This is a genomic window from Bacilli bacterium (assembly GCA_035326105.1).
Lineage (GTDB): Bacteria > Bacillota_I > Bacilli_A > RFN20 > CAG-826 > UBA7706.
In genome coordinates, this window is the sequence record DAOKYO010000001.1 from 125,894 (window position 1) to 147,129 (window position 21,236).

Here is a 21,236-nt window from a genome sequence, read left to right on the forward strand (position 1 = left end):
ATCAATTAACTATAGAAGATCGGCATAGCTCATCGGACTATAGTCCATATAAGCAACTTCATTGATGGTAATTGTTCCGCCAACGCCTGATCCGCCAAAGTGGAAATGCATGGCTCCGTACATAGCATCAATGTCGAATCCGGAAGCCAACATATCAATAACCACGATTGTTCCTTCCGTGCTTGGAACGACACTGGCAATTGGGCTGCCGGTTTGATCAACCAGGGCACTGCTCCAAATTGTTGCCCCTGCGAATTCAAGACGGAAACTTGCCAAGTCAGCAGTTCCATCGCCTACGATACTCAAAGTCAAGTACCGAGCCGGGTTGTCTAAATCACCGATGCCAAATCCGTAGGTATATCCATCAGCCGTATAGGTAATCGGATGCGAAGAAGCATCGATTATCCGCGTGAAGGTTGCTAACGGAAGTGCCTCCACCGCTTCAATTGTCACCACGCCATTATTATCGCCAAAATCGCCAAAGTGACCATGAAGATCCGGATCAGTCACCGAAAGTCCGCTCGCTACAAGATCAATAATAATCGTTCTTGATTCCGTAGTTAAGCCTACATCCGTAATGGGATTGCCGAAAGGATCGATTAAAGCACCGTCTTTTAACCAACTGGTCGCCCCATTATTGCCGATTCTGAAACTTGCTAAATCGACAGTCCCGTCACCCTTAAAGGTCAAGGCTAAATATGGGAATTGATCGCCGTTATATCCCAGATACTTATAGGTATAACTTCCGGAAGTAAAGTCAACGTCTCCTTCATCGCCAATTGATTCGGCTTTTGTTTCATCAAAAGGAGCAACTTTATTAGCGAAGAGAATTTCGTTAATAATCAGTTTTCCGGTTCCCGAATAATACATATCCAGAGTATCGGCAACTTCTAAGCCTGATTCTTGGAGGTTAATAATCATATAGACAAAACCGTTGGCATCGATGTAAGGATAGTCCGTAACATCAAGCGCAGGAGTTCTTAAACCAAATCCGCTATACCAATCATTTGCATAAACAGCATTTGATCCCGTACCCATAATTCTAAAGCCACTGAGATCAGCACCTTCCTCGCCTTTAAGAGCAATAACCATATATTGGTAATGTGCCCCATTGACGACGCTGCTGGCTTCCTTGGCCTGAATATATCCGGCACTTGGTAATGAAGTGGCATCAAAAGTCAAGACGCCATCTTTAACACTGACCATACTGCCGTTGTTGTAGGATAGCGAGTAATATAGGTTGGCGGCGATGATATCCGGATTGGTACTGCTGGCTTCATAGTCATCATTTAATGAGGCTTGAATCCGACCATCGAAATTATCAAACACCTGAGCATTGGCTAAATCAACATATGGATATTGTAATTCGGCCGTCTTGGATTCAAGATTGGTCGCAAATAAAGAATTAATCCACATTTGTGAAGTACTGATAAACACAAAGCCCGTTACTTCACCTTCAATTCCACTGTTGGCAAAATTTAAAACTGCGGTTTTAAATGAATGGGAAGTTAAGAAGAGGGCATTTCCATCGGGATCTTGCGCTTCCGACCAGGAAATAGGATTTCCTTGCTCCCCGCTAAGAATAGGATAAACGAGTAAATTACGGAAATCACCCTTCATAGTGAGGGCAAGATTACCGTATTCACTTAAGGCACTCGCATCACTGACCGAATAGGTTCCGCCATCAACTAGTTTTACGTTGCGTTGAACAATGCTTCCCACGCTTCCCCGCCACCAGCAGTTGGCATCAGCCTTACTGACATCGACCCGAGCAAAATCATCAAGAACGGTTTTAACACCAGCCTTATAAATGGCAACTTCTCCGACGCCTAATTTTGCCTTAACATCATCTCCGACAAAAAGATGAAGTCCAAGGACTTTTTCCAGAACACGAACGCCGGAGTCAGATCCGTCACTAAATAATTTATACTCAACACTATCATCTGAAATGGTGTTATTAAGATCGATGACATACTCTTGATACTCCGTTGAAAGTTCTGCCATCGGCTCTAAATCACCATCATACACTTCATCAAAAGGTATCGAATAGACTTCGTAACTGTCGTCTCCCCGTAGTCCCAATTTCAAATCGTGAAGATTTAAGGAGCCGGCAATCAGTTTGAGCTTAAATGCTATCTGATATTCTTGGAGGGCATAGGTTCCCGTCGCATATTTGTAGACTGCGGCATCTGGAGTATTGCCCGTTTTTTCTTCCCCCGTATTATCAATGTTAACTTGAAGATATGGCGTTCCTAAATAAGTGGCATCGCCTTCAACGGTACCTTTCGGTGTCGACGAAGAAAAATCATCAAGATAACTATCAAATAATGGGTTGAATGCTCTCGTTACAACCGGGGTTTCATCTTCATAAGTAGGGGTTGGCTCCGGATCTTCAACGTATAGTCCTTCGGAAGAACTGGATGATGAAGACGATGAAGATGTACCTTCACTGCTTGATTCGCTAGATGATGGCGTGCTCGTTTGGGATGAGCTACTAGAACCACCTGTGGTACCGCATGCGGTCAAAAGACCGGTTACGGCAAGCAAAACAACTAGTTTGCTTTTTTTCATATTTCTGCCTCCTTTGACTGATTATATGAATTTATTCTCCATAGACGCTGACTTCGGATAGCTGGGCCCCGTATCCGCCGACAGCACTATTGGATGAGATGATAATCTTGATAAAGCGGGCTGAAACCGAATTATCAAGCGGAAGCGCCACCATATTTCCCCGGGCCGGATCAAACAAATAATCCGCGGCCGCAAATAAAGTGGTAAAACTCGTCTTAGCAGCATCATAGGCAACATTATCCGCGCTAGTTTGAATTTCGATGTTTTGAGTTCTCGGATCCCATAGTAAGGATGGCGGAAGCGATAGAACAATATAAGAGATGTTATAAACATCGCCCATATCTATTACGACATAAGCCGGCAATGACTCCGATTCATAATAGGAAGTTCCTTCTGTATTGCCATCGTTAATTTTACTGACATCATACACGTCTTCATAAGGCGTGCTATCCACAATCGCTTTGGCAAATGTTAGTGACGGAGCAAAGAAATCCACTTTGCTTACTTCAATATGAGGAGCTTTTAAGAACCCTTCAGTGCGGTAAAAACGAATCTGGATGCCCGCGTATTGTTGAGCGGTTATTACCACATCAATCGCATTTCCGTTTTGAGGCGTCATCATATAGTCCCGAGTAGGGAGAATTCGGACATACTTATCGCTGATTGAACCATCGCTCTTAAGTTTCTTTCCCCAAATTTGCATTGAGTATTCATAAGAGAATATATTGTCAGCCAATCCATAAATACGGACTTGCCCAACATACTTAATTGCATTAAATTCAATCGTGAGTGCGGCAAATTCATCTTTTTCATCTTTCCATTCTCCGCTTATCCAGGTGGTATCGGCCGAACCATTTAAAATGGCGTCTGCTTCATGTCCACTCTGCTCAAAGGCCCCGCTGCCATCATCCCCAGGGGTAACGGCTAATGTTCCGCTACCATGGGTCGCAGCGGCGCTGAAGTCACCGCTTGCTGGAACGCCGGCATAACTCAATCCGCCTTTAAGCCAAGCAAACTCAGGAACAATTAAACCCGCCTGCTCAATACCGATCACATTGTCAACTGCTACATCGTTATCCGCCAGAGTCAAGGTGTAGGGTAAGTTAATAATCGCTCCCCGCGCTGTTTCGCCGCCGGTGAAAGTAAATCCACTGGTGTAGGCGTTATTAACCAATTTTAAATCACTGGCCTTTTCAACTGTCTTTCCTGCAATATTGATGTTCTCGAAACTAACGTTCCGAACCATCGAAGTTTCAGATTCGCCATTAATACGCGAAATAATCGTGTCCGCCATGTTGAGGACTTTAATGTTTTTAAAAGTTACTCCGTCTATCGAACCTCTGGCTCCGGCGGATTTAGTCCATTCGACGTTATAAGCGATGGTAATATCAATTAAGTAATCATCTTCCCCATCATCACGCACATCGCCTAACATCTGCCCATCCTCAAGGGTTATATTTTCATAAGTAACATTGGTGATATTGGCATCGTCGCAATTGTGAATGCTCATAGCTGGCTTATGAAAGTTATGGACGATGGTAATGTTTGAAAAGGTTATTTCATCCATGGAAGGGCCATATGTTTCATAACCGACTTCCATTGATTGAGCGAGATCTGTCCATACGACAACATTGTCAAAATGAATGTTCTCTGTCGATCCCCGATCGACATTTTTTACTACCAAAGAGTCATCCCAAGTCCGAACGAATCCGCCCGTAACAAGGACATTGCTCGATGATTGAACAGAAATACCATCGCCGTTAGCGCGCGCGGTAATAATCTTAATATTAGAAATTGTCACTTGATTGCAGAAATAAAGGGTTATCGCCCAACCCGCGGGATCAAGAATGGCAATGTCATCAATTTCAATATTTGTCGAATTGCGTAATTCAATCGGGAGGGTAAACTGATTATCGCTCATCCGATCATAGATTTGACCGTCAAGAATTCCCCGACCTCTAATTTTTACGTTACTTACGCCTTCGGCTCTGATTTGGCCAAATACGTATGCCCCGCCGGCCAAATAAATGGTCGAATCGCTTTTTAAAGGAATGGCATCCGCATCATAGGCTCCAGGTCCAATATAGGTTACGTTGGCGGGAACATCGTTTGGATCGATTGGATCCGTCTCCAACGGATTAGCAAAAAGATGGATGACATTATCGGCATCGCCATTATATTCAATAATGTAGTTCGCACTATAATCAAGACCAAACTTAATCGTCGTTCCACTTATTTCGGCATTCACCGCATAGGCTTCCGGACTGATTTTTACCGAAGAAATCGCCTCAACATTATGGACATCTATTTCCACTTCAACGTGGCCTTCAAAGTCAAAAATGGCGACGGGGTTGGTCTGTTGTGAATAAGTGAAGGTGAAGCTGCGCATATGGTTAACGCGCGTTTCATAAACAAATAGAGGATTATCATTAACGGTGATTGAAACTTTGCTTGAACTATCCATAATATCCGGTCCTGGATAGGTAACAAGTTTGGTCGTGGTCACCTGATTGGCGGGAAAAGAAAAGTCTTCCGGATTCATAACTTCCGTTTCCGAAGAGGATGAATTCGATGAATAGGAATCACTACTTTTTCCACTTCCGTTACATCCCGAAAGCGCTACCGCACAAGCCATAAAAGCAAACAATGTTCTTAATCTATTTTTCATTTTTCTCTCCATCCCGTATTTCTAATAACATTATAGAAATACCTATCACTTAAAAAAATGTGATAAAACTGCTAAATTAGTAGGCAAAACTGCTAGAACAAGACAATTTTTGTAAACCCTTACAAATTTGTTTAAAAAACAAAGTTTGGCAGGCTTGTCGCTCCGGTAACTTCCTGACTCGTCTTAGAAATTGAAAACCCGCGGACATAGGATCCAACATTAATACCGGGATAATTCCCGTCAATTTTTTCCCCGTAAAAATCACAATCTGTCAAATGGACATCATCAACGAAATGAGGTTCATCGGGATATTCACTCCGCGGATCAATTGTTCCCGAAATTGCTATCGGAAGAATTGATTTGCCTTTCAATACTTTTAAATTACTGATATTGACCCCCAAGATGCTTCCTAGACTTGTTATTTTGTGGGCCGAGGACCAATTACTAGAATAGATATTTTGAATTTGTATCAACTGACTGTTTGCTTGACTGTCTCCTCGCCCCATAGACGCATCTTCGACGGTTATCCGCTGATAATTAATATTTTCGATATTCGCATTGTTACCATTATGGATGGAGATAACCGGCTTATGTAAAGCGTGAAGCACGGTAATATCTTCAAATGTAATGTTCTTCATCGTTTGACCGATTGTCTCATAGCCTATTTCCATCGACTGTGCCAAGTCCGTCCATAAAACACACCGCGAAAAGGTGATATCATCGGTATAACCCTCGACATTTGTATTGTTCCACTGCGGGTAATTCTTAACTACTAAGTTATCATCCCATCCGCGAACAAATGAGTCTTCGACGGTTATTCGCTGTGTGCTTTGAAGAGAAATTCCATCTCCGTTTGAACGCGAAGTGATAATACCGATGCGAGAAATTGAAGAGTCGGTTACAAAATACCAATTTACGCACCATCCCGCGGGATCACTCATGACAAAATCAGCAAATTCAATATGGGATGAGTAGGAAAAATCAAATGGAATGAATTGCGTATTCCCTTCACTTTGACCGGCAATTCGCTCGAATGTCGAGCCATCGATAATTCCCGGGCCAATAATTTTAATATTCTGCTTATTGCTAGCAACGAAACGTGCTCTAACAATTGACCCAAAAGCCAAGTATACCGTCTGATTGCTTTCGAGGGTTATCGTTGAATTGCTTAGGCGATTATCATTGCTCGCATCATGAAGCCCTTTATCAAAGTAAATAACATTTGAACTATTTTGATAATTGCTATCATCCTCAATTATCCGAACAAAAAGATGAACCGCCAGAATTTTTTCACCATCCGGTTCTAAAACATAGACCCCCGGCTTATCAATAACAAATGTCATTTCATGCCGATCTAAAGCATTTACTTCAAAATCAACCTCACTGGACAAGGGGCGAATGACTGTCTTGTCGCCCATCGCCTCTTGGCAGACTAAGCGCAATGTGACCGGTCCATGAAATCCGATGATCGCAAGACCGCTGTCATAACGATTGGGAGCAAGGCCATTCCAAACCTGGGAATCGTTTATTTTTGTGGCATAAAGGGGAATTTCTTGTCCGTCAATCGTGTACAAACGTGAATAAGTATATTGATTTACTCCCCCCGGCAGATCCATGACATCAACCGGAGAAGAAGGCAAAATATCTTCGCTGCTGGTTTCACTGGATACACTTATGTTGGACGCTGAAGAGTCGTTATGGGAAGCGCACCCAACGACAAAAATGCTGATGAATGATAGAAGAAGAAATACCCTCTTCCTCATATAACACTCCCGGATATTTCTAAAAGATCGCCAAGATTGCTCAAAAGATAATCCGCTTGTTCGTCTTTGGTCGCATCGCCGATCGCCGCCGCCTTCATGCCCCCCTGATGTGCGGCCTCAATCCCAACGACTGCATCTTCGACCACCAAGGCTTCTTCTTTTTTGGTCTTCAAAAGTTTTTGGGCTAAAAGGAACACTTCCGGATCCGGCTTTGAGTTTTTAATCATTGATCCGTCGACGATGACTTCAAATAATGCGGCGAGTCCGGTTACCTTTAAAATCAAAGGCGCATTTTTTGATGAGGAAGCGACCGCCAATTTCAAGCCGCGCTTTTTTAATGTTTCCAGCGTATGAAGAACTACCGGTTCAACATCTTCCGGCGTCATTTTACTGATTAAAGAAACGTAATATTCATTCTTAAAACGCGCCATTTCTTCTTTTTGAAATGGAGTATAAATATGCTTGGTTTTTTCCAAAATAATGTCGAGCGAAGCCATTCGTGAAACTCCGCGCAGGCGGTTGTTTATTTTTTCGTCAAACTCGATTTGTTCACGATCCGCCAATTTTTTCCACGCCAAGTAATGAAAGTGGTCCGTCGAAACCAGTACTCCGTCAAGATCAAAAATAATTGCCTTTATCATAATATTCTCCTTTTTAACCATTTCCGTTTTGTAATAAAAGTCTCATATAGGATTCCTTGATCATAATATTTAAACCTAATCGATTTAATTTCTGTTGGCAGGTGAGGATTAAAAACAATCCCTTGGCCTTCGGTAAATTTTAAACCGGCAAATCCATATATTAAATCCAGCACTGCTCCCCCGGCACTGGCGGGGTGAAGTCCGCCTATATAAGTTGCGCCGGCATAATTTCTGCTGTCCCCTTTGAGATCAAGCAAAGCACTTCGCTTAAAAAAATCATAGGCTCTAATTGGGTCTTTAACTTCTGAAGCAAGTAAGGAATACATACTGTTGGATAGGGAAGACCCATGTTCGGTATAAGGAAGATAAAAATCATAATTGGCGCGTTTTATGCGCGGTGAGAAATAGTCGCGAAACAGAGCGAGCAAAGTCACGACATCCGCTTGCTTTATAACCCGCGTCTTATTGGCCAGTCCCGTGGTGCCCCCTAAGTATTCATTGGGGGTTGTCCGTTTTTTAACCAGTTCGCACGCGGTGATATCTTCCAATTTAAAGAAACCATCAAACTGGGGAATCAAATGATTTTTTTGCGCTGAAGGCAAAAAAAGATGTTCAAGGAAAAAGGGCAATTGTTGATAGAAGAATTCTTGATATGGACTAAGCGCTTCCTGTACCATTTGCTTATTATCCTGATAAAGGGAAGATATAATGGCACGAGTTTTTTCTCCGATAATTTTTACCAAATAATTGGTGAAAGCATTATTGTTTACTCGTTCGTGATATTCATCCGGCCCAATTACATCATCGAGATAGTAGCGGTTTGTTTGGGTGTCAAAACGGGCGTAACTATAGTAAAACCGCATTATTTCCAAAAGGGCTTTAATCCCCCCCAGATAGAAGAGGCTGGCGTCTTTGGTCGCTTCGTAATAGTTAAACATTCCCAGAGCCACATCGCCGCTGATATGGATTTGCTTATCGACAAAATAAGTGCGAACCGGCTTTTTTGTTTTTGCATCGGCGATATTATATTCCGAGCAGGCCTCAAAGCCGTTTTCCTGACTTTCCCAGGCATAAAAGGCGCCATCATAGCCATATTTCTGCGCCTTTTTAATGGCTTCATTTAATCCGTTTAGACGATAAACAAGTAGATTTCTGGCCACCTTTGGGAAAAGCAAATTATAAAAGGGCGCCAGAAAAATCTCCGTATCCCAAAAAATCGCTCCCTTGTAGGTTTGTCCGCTGAGTCCCCGTGCCGGGATGGAAGTTATATATTTATGGGGGGCCAAAGTCAGAAGATGATAAATTGAATAAGCTACACCTTTTTGAACATCGTCCTCCGGTCCCTTAAGTTCGATTTTTGCCAATTCCCAATCGTGTTTCCAATCCATAATATGCTTATAAAGGCATTTTTTATAAGAAACCTTCAGCCGATCGTTCATCTGTGTATCCTTTTCATCGATAAAGGATTCATCTTCAATAACGGCCACTACGGCTTTGATGGTTAAGACAATCTTATCAAACGGCTTAACCATTATGCTTACCTTGCTTAGGTAGCGATTAGAATTCTCAACAAAATTTTGGTTGCCAATTTCAATTGAAAACCGGTAACTGACTTTTTCCAAGACAATGGCTTTTTGATTGGTTATACCGATAAAACGAACTTGCCCCTGACCTTCATCGGAAAAACTTCGTTTCTGATAATGCGGTCCATTAAGTTCCCAAATGTCACTGTCCAGACCATAATCAATTGTTAGTTGCCCCGCTTCCTTTACTTCGATGGCATAGCGGGAAACAAGTTCGTCCGTATCGCCGTCAACAATGAACCGTTCACTATCGATGTTGAGGTGCGGAAACGAACTGTGCCGATAAAATATGGCTTTATCTAATATAAGTCCCATTTGATGGCTTTCGCTTGCGGAAGAGAGAACGCTCAGTTTTTGATCATCAAAAGAAACGCGTACAAAAAGGGGATTGGGCAGATTGATTGATTCCCGCCAAAGATTGTCTTTTTGATCATATTTCCCGACAAGATTAAAACCAACTTTTGAATTCTTATCCATCTCTTCGAAACTTCCTCGATAACCAATATGACCATTGCCAATAAGCAAAAGGTTTCCATAGTAATCTTGCTTATCAATATCAAAAGAAGGAAAAGAAAGTTTATTCTTTTTCATATTGCAAGGGCAAAACTATGTGTTTGCCCACCTCATAATTCTGACCATAGATAATTATTTTGACTTTACTATCATCTAAACCGTCGATGGCTATTTCTTTATTACTGACAGTAATCACCAGCCGTTTGCCCCGATATAACAAATGGAATCGATACCCTTGCCAATTTATCGGTAAGTGCGGATTGAGTACTAACTGCTCGCCGTCACTTCTTAAACCGGCAAAGCCATAAACAATGTTCATCCAACTGGCGGCGATGGACGTGACATGTAATCCCTCGCTCGTATTGCGATTGTAATCATCCAAATCCATCCGCGTTGCGAAGCCGAAAAAATCTAACGCCGCCTGCTCATAGCCAATTTCCGAAGCAAAAATAGAGTGGACCGACGGCGACAATGAAGATTCATGTATCGTCTTTGGTTCATAAAAATCATAATTGGCCTTTTTTTCCGCCAAGGAGAACCGACTGCTATATAAGAACATAAACATTAAAACATCCGGTTGCTTGATTAAATCATTCCGATATATGCGGTCATACGACCAATGGGAGTAAAGAGGAAAGTCGGTCACAGGAATCGAGTTGGGATCGATGTGAGGAAGATCATAGAACCCAAGATGCTGTTCATAAAGGTTTGTCTTTGGGTCAAATAAAATCAGCATCTTTGAGCTGGCTTCTTTGATTTTAGTTATTAATTCATCGCTAATCTCTATTCTCTTGAGTAACTTTTTAACTTTATCTTGAGCGTGAAATTCATTCAAAAGACTAAGCGTATAGTCGAATGTGGCTTTAGCCATATAATTTGTATAGGTATTATGATTGACCATCAATTGAAATTCATCCGGTCCCATAACGCCATAAAATCCAAAGTGGGTATGATTACTGTTCCATTGTCCTCGGGTAAGTAGAAATTTTGTTATTTCTAAAAGCATCTCGAGGCCATAATCAAAAATAAACCCGATGTCCCCCGTGACATTTACATAATGGAAAATGCCATAGGCTACCCCAGTAGATGGTTGAAATTGAGTGGACGCATGTTGCCAAAGATTACACCCTTCCTCGCCATTTAATGTGGCGATGGGATAGCAGGCTCCATCGCAATCTAGATCCTTTGCCCGGATTTTAGCTTGTTTCAACGTGTGATAGCGGAATAGCAATAAATTGCGCGCCGCCTCGGGTTCATTGAATAAATAGAATGGTAGACAATAAGTTTCCGAATCCCAGAAAGCATGTCCGCTATAGGCTTCCCCGGTTAGACCTTTAGCGCCGATATTATCCGAAGGATCTACTCCATGATAAGTTTGAGTTAACTGAAAAATAGTATAGCGGATTCCCTGTTGATTTACTTCATCGCCGAATATTTCGATATCGCGTTCGTCAAATACCCGATTCCAAAAGACGGAGTTGTCAGCCAAAGCCGAATCGTATCCATCATTCGCTGACTGCTCCAATTCCTGAATCGCTTCTTTTTTCAATTCTTTGAATGTTTTTTCACCTTGCTTAGCTATATTGTTAACGACATAGCGAGTAAAGTCCGCCTGTTCGTTAGCCTTTAAATGAAAATTATAAAGGCGCTTAACTTCCCGCTTGGTGTGCATAAATTCATATTCGTAAGCGGAATCAACTTTCATTACCGAATACACTCTGCCTTCGGTTGTGAGCGTCTTAACCCCGAGTCCGCTTATTTTATTATCATCAAAATGGTCTCGATCGGTGAAATAGCAATCGCTTTTCCACATCAACACATTTGAATCTAAATGAAAAGTCAGACTGACATCTATATCTTGATTGGCGCTAATGGATATTTTTTGATATCCGCGATGGGCGTGACTCATCGAAAGGAAACGGGAAAAGCATAGATTGATTGCTTTGCCGTTATCGAGAATATAAGTAAATTTCCGCGTTAATAATCCGCTCTTTAAATCAAGATTGCGAACAAAATCATGCGGGTTCTTTTTACCTAAATCAATTCGCTCATGATCAACTATTAATGTAATCTTTAACCAATCCATCGCATTGACCATAAAGTGCGTCCGTTGAACAATTCCCTTATAATGAATCGGTGTAGGCTCAAGCGCATAATCATATATGCCGTTAAAATACGAACCCTGAAGCGAATCAAGATTGCTTATTCCTTCTTCAAATGTTCCCCGGACTCCCATATATTCATTTGCTAAAGCAAAAATAGATTCGCTGACACTGTTACGGTCGGCATGAAATCCTTTCTCGCAAATAGCAAATGGCAGGACTTCCAAATAACGATTGGCAATTTTTCCCATACTTTTTACTCCTTAATTCCCGAATTGGTGTTTGTTCCCGTAATTTGCTTTTGAAAAAGAGCAAATATAATTATTTGGGGAATGATGGAAATAACTAATAACATCAACAGTTTATCTGGCCCAAAATCAGAACTGGTGGCCATCGTTGATTGAATTGAATATATCTTGACCATAATTGTCTGCATACTTTCTTTTTGCAAAGTCAAATACGGAAGTAAGAAATCACTCCAACTTGCAGTAAAAGCGAAAATCGCAACGACACCAATAATCGGGCGCGCTAAAGGAACAAGAATATGGGTAAAGATTTGAATGTCATTTGCCCCATCCATTCGCGCAGCTTCAAATAAAGGCTTGGGAATTGAAGCAAAATAGCTTTTGAACATAACCAGGTAGAAGGTGTTAGCTCCAAAGACAAACCAAAGCGGGATGTAACTGTCAATGAGGTTTAATGCCGCGATCTGTTTAAATAACGGAACGATGTTGGTCGCGGTGGGAATCATATATGAAAGAAGAATTAAGCCGAATATCACCTTGTGTCCCCAAGGGCGAACAATTTCTAAAACATAGGCAAGAAAGCCGTTGAAGACTATTGCGCAAATAACCGCCCCCAAAGCAACGATGGTAGAATTTAAAAAGTAAGTGCCGAAGTTAATGTAATTCCACACCTCTATGATCTTGTTGAAATTAAAATCTTTAGGCCAAAACACATACGGAACTTGATATAATTCGGCCGGATTTTTGAAACTTGAGATGAATAGCCAAAGAACCGGCGCAACCGCCAATAAGGCAAAGAAAACCAAAACCACGATAATAAAAGTGTAAACCGCATGTGCCCAAGGATAACGATAGTCAATCCAAGTAAGAATACCGGCCTTTTTATTGCGTAATTTTTTTGCCGCGCGCTCTTCTTTTGACGCCGTTTTAAAAAAGGGTAATTTCATTTGTTTTCTCCTTTCGCCTGACGGTTAGTAACCATAAAATAAACAACCGTCAAAACAATAATAATAAAGGAGAGAATGACTCCTACCGCTGCCGCTTTCGCCGGAGCATTATCACGGAAAGCATATAGGTAACTAAGCAGCATCAAAGAAAGCGAAGAATTTCCCGGCCCACCGCCGTCCGTCATCACTAATGGCTCATAGAACACCTGCAAAACGGAGATCATCTGCATGATGAACATCGTACTAATCAAAGGTTTCAAGTGCGGCAATGTTACATAGCGGATGCGTTGAAACATCCCCGCGCCCTCCAAACGAGCGGCCTCATATAGGTCCGTTCCGATCGTCTGCATCGTGCTAAGGTAAATCAATGCGCTGCTTCCTGCTCCGCGCCAGGTCATTGTTATGACAATTAACGGAATAGTCATTTTAGGATCATCCAGAAAAAGCAACGGCTTTCCCCCAAATGCCTTAATTAAAGCATTTAGCGGTGCCCCGGCAGCGGGATCGAGAAGAAAAGTCCAAAGAATAACTACAGCTATTCCCGAAATAATGCTTGGTAAGTATAAAGTTACGCGGAAGAAACCTTTAAATCTCGTTACTTCGCTTAACAGTAAACCAAGAAAAATCGGAAGTAAAAAACCGATAAGTAACGACCAAAAGGCGTAGAGGAAAGTATTCTTTAAGGCGGCGATAAAATTTGCATCACTAAATACGGCCGCATAGTTTGCAAAACCTACAAATTGGTCCTTTTCAAAACCGATTGTCGAATAAAATGATAGAGAAATATTGCTTATAAGCGGAGCAAAAACGAAAAAGCCAAAAAGAAAAAGCGATGGTATCATCAGTAAATAGCCAATTAGATTCTTTTTTATTTTGGCGCGACTTATTTTTTTATGCAAAAATTTCATAATTAACTCCAGCTAATTTTTAGGATAATTTTGACATGTATTGCTTATTGAATGTTGAATTGGCGGTCGTCAGTTGAGCCGAAGCTGAAGTCGTATATGGGTCGACAAAGATCGCCTGTATAGCGGTATCTAATAGGGTGTACATCTCTTGAGCATAGTAGGGAACTTCCGAATGACGAAGTGTTTTGACTGTATCAAAAAACTCATGAAAGTATGTCATATCGACATTTACAAATTCCTCTTCCAAGGCAGAAGCGACTTCTAGATAATCGTCATTTATCCAAGGTTTAATCGTCGGAATGATGGGATTGCCCTTTTCATAAGCCACGTTGTTGCCTTCGCGCATTGCTTTACGCGAAGCCGAACTCGTCTCCGGTGATCTTCCCATATATTCTAAAAACATGATCGCACCTTTTGTGGCTTCATCGCTGCTTGAGGAGGAAAACACATATGGAGTCCCGCCAAACAAAGAGTAACGATCCCCGTATGGTCCTTCCGGCATCGGAACAAAAGCAATATCGTCTTTATTCATTCCGCCATTAGTAACAGCCAAAGAGATAACATCGCTTCCAACAAAAGCCATAGCCACTTGAGAGGTGATTTTTGTGTACCAGTCACTATAAGAAATCGTCGTGTTAGGCGGTAATAAATCTTCCGCTTTCATACTCTGAATCCACTCTAAAGCCTCAACTGCTTTGGGATCATTAAGGGTTCCCACCCATTTACCATCAACTTCCTTTTCCAATTCGGCACCAAAATTCCAGGCAATATTAGAAAATTGCCAGCCGCCGTTTTTATTGGAAGTTAATATCAGCATCCCCTGAGTTTGGCCTTCTGAAAGTTCGGCTATCGTGGATGAGACATTATATATATCTTCGAATGTCGTTGGATATAATGGATTGCCTTCCTCATCATAGATATCGACCTTGCCATCGTCGTTGTTGTCGGAAAGAATTCCATAATCACGCAAAAGGCCAAGATTTAAAAACAATCCCAGTCCGTATCCATCCCGAGGAACGCCATAGATTTTATCATCAAAAGTTAAATTGGCGCGCATTTCCGGGTCCATCTTGTCATACCAGCCGAGTTCTTTTAAATCGGCAGTGACATCTTTTATATAGCGATTGCTGACCAGCATCGAAGGCTCGGTAAACCATGTTTGAAAAACGGTTGGGAGTTTGTTGGCCTGGGCTTTGGCGTGGACAGTTTCAACCGAATAAGTATAAGGCTCGCCAACAATTTCATATTCTGGATGATCTGTTTCAAACCGTTCTTTCCAAATATTAAACATTGCGATATCTTTTAGTTGTTGACTTTCTGGCCACATACCAATCGTAACGACAATCTTGCCGCTTGATCCGCAACCACTAAGCAGTGACATCGTAAAAACACCAGTTATAAGCCAAAGAAACTTATTTTTTTTCATGGTGAGCCCTCCTTCTGAAAGCGCTTTTGCTAATAGCATTATATAACGCTATTGAGATGCTATAAACGGAGCAAAACTGCAAGATAGTTAGACAAAAATGCACGAGGAGCATAGAATGCTATATGAAGTTAGGTAAAAACTTATGTTTCCCAAATTGACACGCAGAATATATCTCAGCATCTTCGTTATTCCTAGCATCTTTTTGCTGACCATTTCTTCGTTAACAATCGTTTTTACCAACAACTATCTGCGGGGGAATTATTCATCAACTACCGCCGGTGCGGTTAATATGGCAAAGACAAATTTTTCTTTTCATCTCTCGCTTATGGCCGAAGATGTTGCCTTAGTAAGCGAAGATCAAGCCGTTATTAGCTTCGCTAAAGATGGCAGCTCCATTGAGAAAACGCAAGAGAAACTATCCACTTTGACCTCTTCATCCGGACTGTTGGGAGTCAGCGCCTATAGTTTAAATGTTCCGGCTCAAATTGCCTCTAATGGAGTCAGCGGTTATTCTTCACTTTCTTCGCTCCTTGAAGATGATCGCTTAAACGATTTTATCGGCGATGATGAAGCAGCCTACTTTCCTTGGATACGTTTTACCAACATTCCCGATAATTACATTTTTCTTTCCTACGATGACAGCTATGGCATTTTGTCGATAGTTGTAAAAATCTTTGAAGAGGAGCAGGTGCAAGGGATCATTGTTGCCGACGTTAATTCTGAAACCATCTATCGCGATTACTTTAACTTTAATAGTTATCGTTCAATCAATCCGTTGGCGAGCTTCATTGTCAGCAATCAACAATATCTTCGCTATAGTGGCAATGAAGACTATGCTCAACGTTACAATTTGAATTCAGACTATGAGCAATTGGTTTCGCTTAAAGGCAGTTATCATCAATACCGGACTACCCTTATCGATGATTATGATTTCTATTTAATTACGAGTGATAGTTATTACAACAATGCTAATTTGATTTTGTTTTTATCTATGGGAGTCATTAACATCGGTCTGATAACTCTCGCCTTTATTTTGGCGCGAAGAATGGTAAAAAAGTTAGTTTCGCCCCTCGACTCTTTAGTCGATAAAATAAAAACGCAAAAATTATAGGCGGGCGGCAATGCGAATGGTTATCTTTGTTCCTTTGCCAACAGTGCTTTTTACCTTCAGACCATAGCCATTTCCATATTCGAGTTTAATCCGCTCATTAACATTGTAAAGCCCATACCCACCTTTATGGAGGGCGGTTTTTTCTTTTCTTTTAAAAAGATCATCTTTGGGTTCAAAACCGATTCCGTCATCAATTATTTCATAAACGACATCTTTTTTGTCCAGATAGGCATTAATCTCGATATGACCCATTCTTTCTAGCGAGGATATACCATGTTTAATCGAGTTTTCAACAATTGGCTGAAGAAGTATTTTTAGCGTTTTATATGGTTTTACTTCCTCACTCAAATTGTAAGTGACCGAAAACTTATCTGGAAAGCGGATTAATTCGATAGCCATAAAATGTTGAATTAACTCCACTTCCTCTTCCACCGTAATGAATTTATCTCCGCGATGAAGCGATATACGAAAGAATTTTGCCAGTGCTAAAACCAATTTTTCGATGTCGGGTTCCTTCTTAATCTTGGCCATCCAGGCAATTGTATCAAGGGTGTTATATAGAAAATGCGGGTTAATCTGTTCCTGGAGAGAGTCTAATTCTAGTTTTCGCTGATACTCTGCATCCTCCCGATTTTTTTCCATTAAGGAATAGATTCGGGTAATCATTTCATCATAGCTTCTCTCCAATTGGGCAATCTCGTCATCCTCAACGGTGATGGCGGTAAACGACGGGGGCAAAGCCGGGTCATAACCGATGATTTTTTGCGATAATTTTTTTATCGGCGAAACGAGTCTTCGCGTCATAATAATCGATAGGCCAACGGAAAGAAGTAAAACGATAAAGGCTGTGATAAAAATCAGAGTCTGCATACTTTGTAATTCAGAAAACAAAACTTGATAGGGTTGGACTGAAACCAAATGCCAGTTAAAACCATACGATGACGTAATTTCCGATAGAGGTGTAATCGCTATAACTTCTCGCTTGCCATCAATATTTATTATTTCGTGGTGAGCATCATCCTTAATTGGATAATAGTTAGGATTATATAAGAAAGTTCCGGCACTAGCTTGCTGCTGAGAGGCGATGATATAATGCCCGCTATCCATCAAAAATGAAAACCCGGTTGAAGCGGTAATATTAGTGATAATATCCGCCACCAAAGCATGATGGACATAAAAGAAAGTTGTTGCCACCGGGGCATCGTCCTGAAGAGAATTAATAACTCTCTTTCCGAATACCAAATATAACTCTTTGCCGTCTTGGCTTGGTGAGGTGCGAAGGTAATTAATCCAGCTTTCGCTGTTGACGACTTTTTCCTGATCGACCGCTAGTGGCGTTGGCAAATTTTCATTGCTGGATAATTCATGCCCCTGATACTCAGTTACTACGCCCGCATAGATCATCGTATTAATATGCGCCTGGTTAATTAATTCCTCATAACTAGCATCAATATCGCTGCTATCGGCTAGTTCATCAAGATTATCCGTTGTAAAAATTCGCGCATAAGTAGCCAATGTCTCATATACAATTTGATCCAACGAGCTTCCAACTTGTTCCTGCTGAACATAAATGCTCGTTTTAAGATATTCATCGGTTAAAATCGATGAAGCCAAAAAGGAACCGCCTAGAATCACCAACGCATCGGCGATAAGAACGGTGAATACGATTGTGATATACCGCCACAAAATTGTCCGTTTTAAATTGGTTTTTCTCATCGATATTGCTCCATATACGCGCTAGGAAGAATATTGAATTTTCGACTGAAAACCAATGAAAAATACTTTACGTCGTGGTAACCGACAAGATAGCTTACTTCATTAACCCGGTAGGAGCCGTTGCGCAATAATTTACGGGCGACCAATAGCCGATAGTCGGTAAGAATTTCATTAAAGGTTTTGTCGGTTTCTTCTTTAAATTGATGCATAAGGTGGGATTCGCTGACCTGAAGTTCCTCGGCGACCCGCTTAACCGTAATATCATCCGCGTAGTGATGACTGATATAAGCTAAAGCATCGGTGATTGTTTTCCGATACCGACCGATGGGCGAGTTTTCTAGGGCGATAGTATTTAGGCCGATCATAAGTTTGCTGTTTAATAAATCTTCACTGGTTTTATGGGCACCGGCTAATGACAAAAGCGAACCAAATTGGCAAATTGATACCGAAACGGTTTCATCTTCCAATCGCTCATATTCCTCAAGAATCATCCTTATTTTGTCGGCCACCGCCTCACTTGAAGTCTTCTCCACAAAGATGTAGAGTCGCCGGTCCAAAATAAGCGTTACATTGTCTTCATCATCCATATGATCATTAATGCATTTTTGAAGAAGGGAAAAAGAAAAGCCGGTTCCGGCTTCGTCATCGGAGCGCATACTGACCAAAAAGCCCCGTGCCGGGAGATGAAAATCGAGGATTTTTTCTTTTTTTTCAATTTCTTCCAAACTGTGAATTTGGCCGTTAAAAAGGTCGCGAATAAATTGCTGTTTAACAACCGGTAGCTGTTCGCTAAGTTCACTGATGAGGGCCTGATGTGCCATTTCTTGCTGTAATTGACGGAGTGCCCCCTTTATTGCTGCCACTAATTCATCATTGTCAACCGGCTTTAAAACATAAGCGACAACGCCATTCTCAAATGATGATTTCGCATATTCAAAATCGCGATAACCGGACAGAATAATTATCTTTCCGGTGAAGTTATTTTGCTTTAACTTAACCGCCAGTTCAACTCCGGTCATAACCGGCATCCGAACATCAGAAATGATAAGGTCGGGATTCAGGCGCATCGCCTCCTCAAAACCTTGGAGTCCGTTGCTGGCCTCGCCAACGATTTGAATGCCGTTCGCCGCCCAATCAATTGTCATTTTGAGTCCTTCACGGACTAAATATTCATCATCTATTATCAGTAACTTATACATTGGGGACCTCATCTATTTATAGCATAGTCCCATATCAAATATAATACAATGGTAGAATATACTGCAAAAACTACTCTGCTTTAATCTTTTTAAAGCAGGCGTATTGGGTCATGCCATCTCTAAATTTCTGTTTTATTTCGCCCTGAATTAAAGGCAAAAGATACTCGCGCATGAGTTGACCTTCGCCATGAATGTCCGCTATCAATTCCGGTGGCATTTTTCTTTCCGCATTGGCAATTCGGCTCAGATGTTTTAGACCATAGGTTGAATGATAGACACCTTTTTTGTCAAGGTTGCGCTTAATGATTACCATGGCGTTTGAATGTCCGCCAATAACTCGTTTAACCGCCACTGAGGAAACTTTAATCGCCTCTTTTTGATCGGTAGGAGTAATGTGCACAGTTCCCGCCCGTTGCATTAAAGAGAATTCAATCGGCCGAGCCGGAATCCCATATCGCTCCTTGAGTTCTTCTCCTAGCATATTAGCAACTCCGCCCAATTGAATGTGGTTAAAGGCGTCAACCGAAATATTTTTTCCGGGTAAAAACGCCTGCACACCCTCGCTGATAACAATGAAGGCTTTTCCTTTTGCTTCATAGATTTTTTTAACCCGTTCCAAGAATCTTTCTAAATCAAAACTCTCTTCCGGTAAAAATATGTCATCCGCACGAAGCGAAGACGGCAAAAGCGCGGCCGCGGCCGTTAACCAGCCGGCGTTGCGCCCCATAACTTCGACAATAGCAACTTTTCCTTTGTCGTAGCAATGATTGTCAATTTGAATATCTTGCAGCGTTTGAAGAACATATTTGGCCGCACTGGGATACCCCAAACAATGATCGGTAAAATACAAATCATTATCAATCGTCTTAGGAATCCCTATAACTTTGCAATCGTAATCGCTCTGTCCAAAGAAGCAACTCAGTTTATGACATGTATCCATTGAGTCATTACCGCCATTGACAAGTAAAAATCCGATATTGTGTCTTTTTATGGTCGAAAGAATCTTTTGATAATCTTCATGCGAAATATCTTTGCTTAGTTTATAGCGCGTCGATCCAAGTATTGCCCCTGGCGTTTGCTTCAAAAGTTCAATTTGCTCCGCCTCTTCCTGTTCTAAGTCAATAATATTGTCTTTTAATAATCCTTCAATTCCATATAGGGATCCATATATCCCTTCAATTAAATCGGGGTGTTTTTTAGCTTCCTTAATGACACCATATAAGGAAGTGTTGATAACCGCCGTCGGCCCTCCACTTTGGAGATAAAGCAATGCTCGTTTCATAAATTTTTTCCTCTAATATTTCTTTGCTAATTACTATTATAAACATAATGAAAGCGTTAACAATAACTGAAATTACTTAAATAATTAAAAAAGAGAGCATTGCCACTCTCTTTTAATTCATTAACTAAGGTCGGAATCAGACGGATTTTTATCAAAATCACCGCTATATTCACCGACTTTAAGTCGAGTTAAGGCCCGCATCAAGGCTGCCGTCGCCTTCTTAACATCTTTGTTGCTTTCCTGCTTGGCAATAATTTCTTCGGCCCGCTTTTTTGCCATCTTTGCGCGTTCAGAATCAATTTCATCAAACCTTTCAATCGTCTCGGCTAAGATAGTCGTGATGTCTTTTTTTACCATCAAGACCCCACCGCTGATGGCAAAACTTATCTGCTGACCATCAACCTGATAATAAAGTTCACCCGTTTCAATGACCACATTCAAAGGATAGGTGTTAGGCAACACTGTATAAGGACCACTTTTAGTGGGTACATGAACAAGATCTACTTCTCCAGAAAATTTCTTTCTTTCTGGGGTAAGAATCTCCAGTGTCAATCGTTCCAT

General features: G+C 41.3%; 14 protein-coding genes. 1 reads left to right on the top strand and 13 read right to left on the bottom strand.

The features are described 5' to 3' along the window. Window positions 1-9: 9 nt before the first annotated feature. The 9 genes from PKC96_00655 to PKC96_00695 form a co-directional block, all read right to left on the bottom strand. Complete coding sequence (locus PKC96_00655; GenBank protein HML99834.1) at window positions 10-2,571, bottom strand: hypothetical protein; 2,562 nt, start codon at window positions 2,569-2,571, stop codon at window positions 10-12. A 31-nt stretch (window positions 2,572-2,602) separates the two neighbouring features. Next, a complete protein-coding gene (locus PKC96_00660) occupies window positions 2,603-5,239 on the bottom strand; it encodes a discoidin domain-containing protein (GenBank protein ID HML99835.1) in 2,637 nt (878 codons plus the stop codon). Window positions 5,240-5,370: 131 nt separating this feature from the next. Beyond that, window positions 5,371-7,002: a glycosyl hydrolase family 28 protein gene (locus tag PKC96_00665; protein ID HML99836.1), complete on the bottom strand. Its 1,632-nt coding sequence runs from the start codon at window positions 7,000-7,002 to the stop codon at window positions 5,371-5,373. Beyond that, entirely contained in the window at window positions 6,999-7,646 is a 648-nt protein-coding gene (pgmB, locus tag PKC96_00670) for a beta-phosphoglucomutase (protein HML99837.1), read from the bottom strand. The genes PKC96_00665 and pgmB overlap by 4 nt, the downstream gene beginning before the upstream one ends. Then, window positions 7,640-9,817 (bottom strand): glycoside hydrolase family 65 protein, encoded by a 2,178-nt coding sequence (locus PKC96_00675; GenBank protein HML99838.1) that lies wholly within the window; start codon window positions 9,815-9,817, stop codon window positions 7,640-7,642. Before PKC96_00675 ends, pgmB begins: the two co-directional genes overlap by 7 nt. Continuing rightward, window positions 9,804-12,092 (bottom strand): glycosyl hydrolase family 65 protein, encoded by a 2,289-nt coding sequence (locus PKC96_00680; GenBank protein ID HML99839.1) that lies wholly within the window; start codon window positions 12,090-12,092, stop codon window positions 9,804-9,806. The genes PKC96_00675 and PKC96_00680 overlap by 14 nt, the downstream gene beginning before the upstream one ends. A gap of 5 nt (window positions 12,093-12,097) precedes the next feature. Then, entirely contained in the window at window positions 12,098-13,033 is a 936-nt protein-coding gene (locus PKC96_00685) for a carbohydrate ABC transporter permease (GenBank protein HML99840.1), read from the bottom strand. Further along, window positions 13,030-13,941, bottom strand: coding sequence for a sugar ABC transporter permease (locus tag PKC96_00690; protein ID HML99841.1), 912 nt, complete (start codon window positions 13,939-13,941; stop codon window positions 13,030-13,032). Before PKC96_00690 ends, PKC96_00685 begins: the two co-directional genes overlap by 4 nt. Before the next feature lie 19 nt (window positions 13,942-13,960). Further along, entirely contained in the window at window positions 13,961-15,367 is a 1,407-nt protein-coding gene (locus PKC96_00695) for an extracellular solute-binding protein (protein HML99842.1), read from the bottom strand. A 142-nt stretch (window positions 15,368-15,509) separates the two neighbouring features. Between PKC96_00695 and PKC96_00700 the strand changes: the two genes are divergently transcribed. Next, complete coding sequence (locus PKC96_00700; protein ID HML99843.1) at window positions 15,510-16,478, top strand: hypothetical protein; 969 nt, start codon at window positions 15,510-15,512, stop codon at window positions 16,476-16,478. Here PKC96_00700 and PKC96_00705 read toward each other — a convergent pair. The 4 genes from PKC96_00705 to atpC form a co-directional block, all read right to left on the bottom strand. Further along, the gene (locus PKC96_00705) at window positions 16,473-18,194 is read right to left on the bottom strand and encodes a sensor histidine kinase (protein ID HML99844.1); all 1,722 of its coding nucleotides are present in this window, start codon (window positions 18,192-18,194) and stop codon (window positions 16,473-16,475) included. The two genes, PKC96_00700 and PKC96_00705, sit on opposite strands and share 6 nt — an antisense overlap. Further along, a complete protein-coding gene (locus PKC96_00710; GenBank protein HML99845.1) occupies window positions 18,191-19,393 on the bottom strand; it encodes a response regulator in 1,203 nt (400 codons plus the stop codon). Before PKC96_00710 ends, PKC96_00705 begins: the two co-directional genes overlap by 4 nt. A 70-nt stretch (window positions 19,394-19,463) precedes the next feature. After that, window positions 19,464-20,675 carry a diphosphate--fructose-6-phosphate 1-phosphotransferase gene (locus PKC96_00715; protein ID HML99846.1) on the bottom strand — a complete coding sequence of 404 codons (1,212 nt, stop codon included), beginning with the start codon at window positions 20,673-20,675 and terminating at the stop codon, window positions 19,464-19,466. Window positions 20,676-20,795: 120 nt separating this feature from the next. Then, on the bottom strand, window positions 20,796-21,236 hold the full coding sequence (atpC, locus tag PKC96_00720) for an ATP synthase F1 subunit epsilon (protein HML99847.1): 441 nt from the start codon (window positions 21,234-21,236) through the stop codon (window positions 20,796-20,798).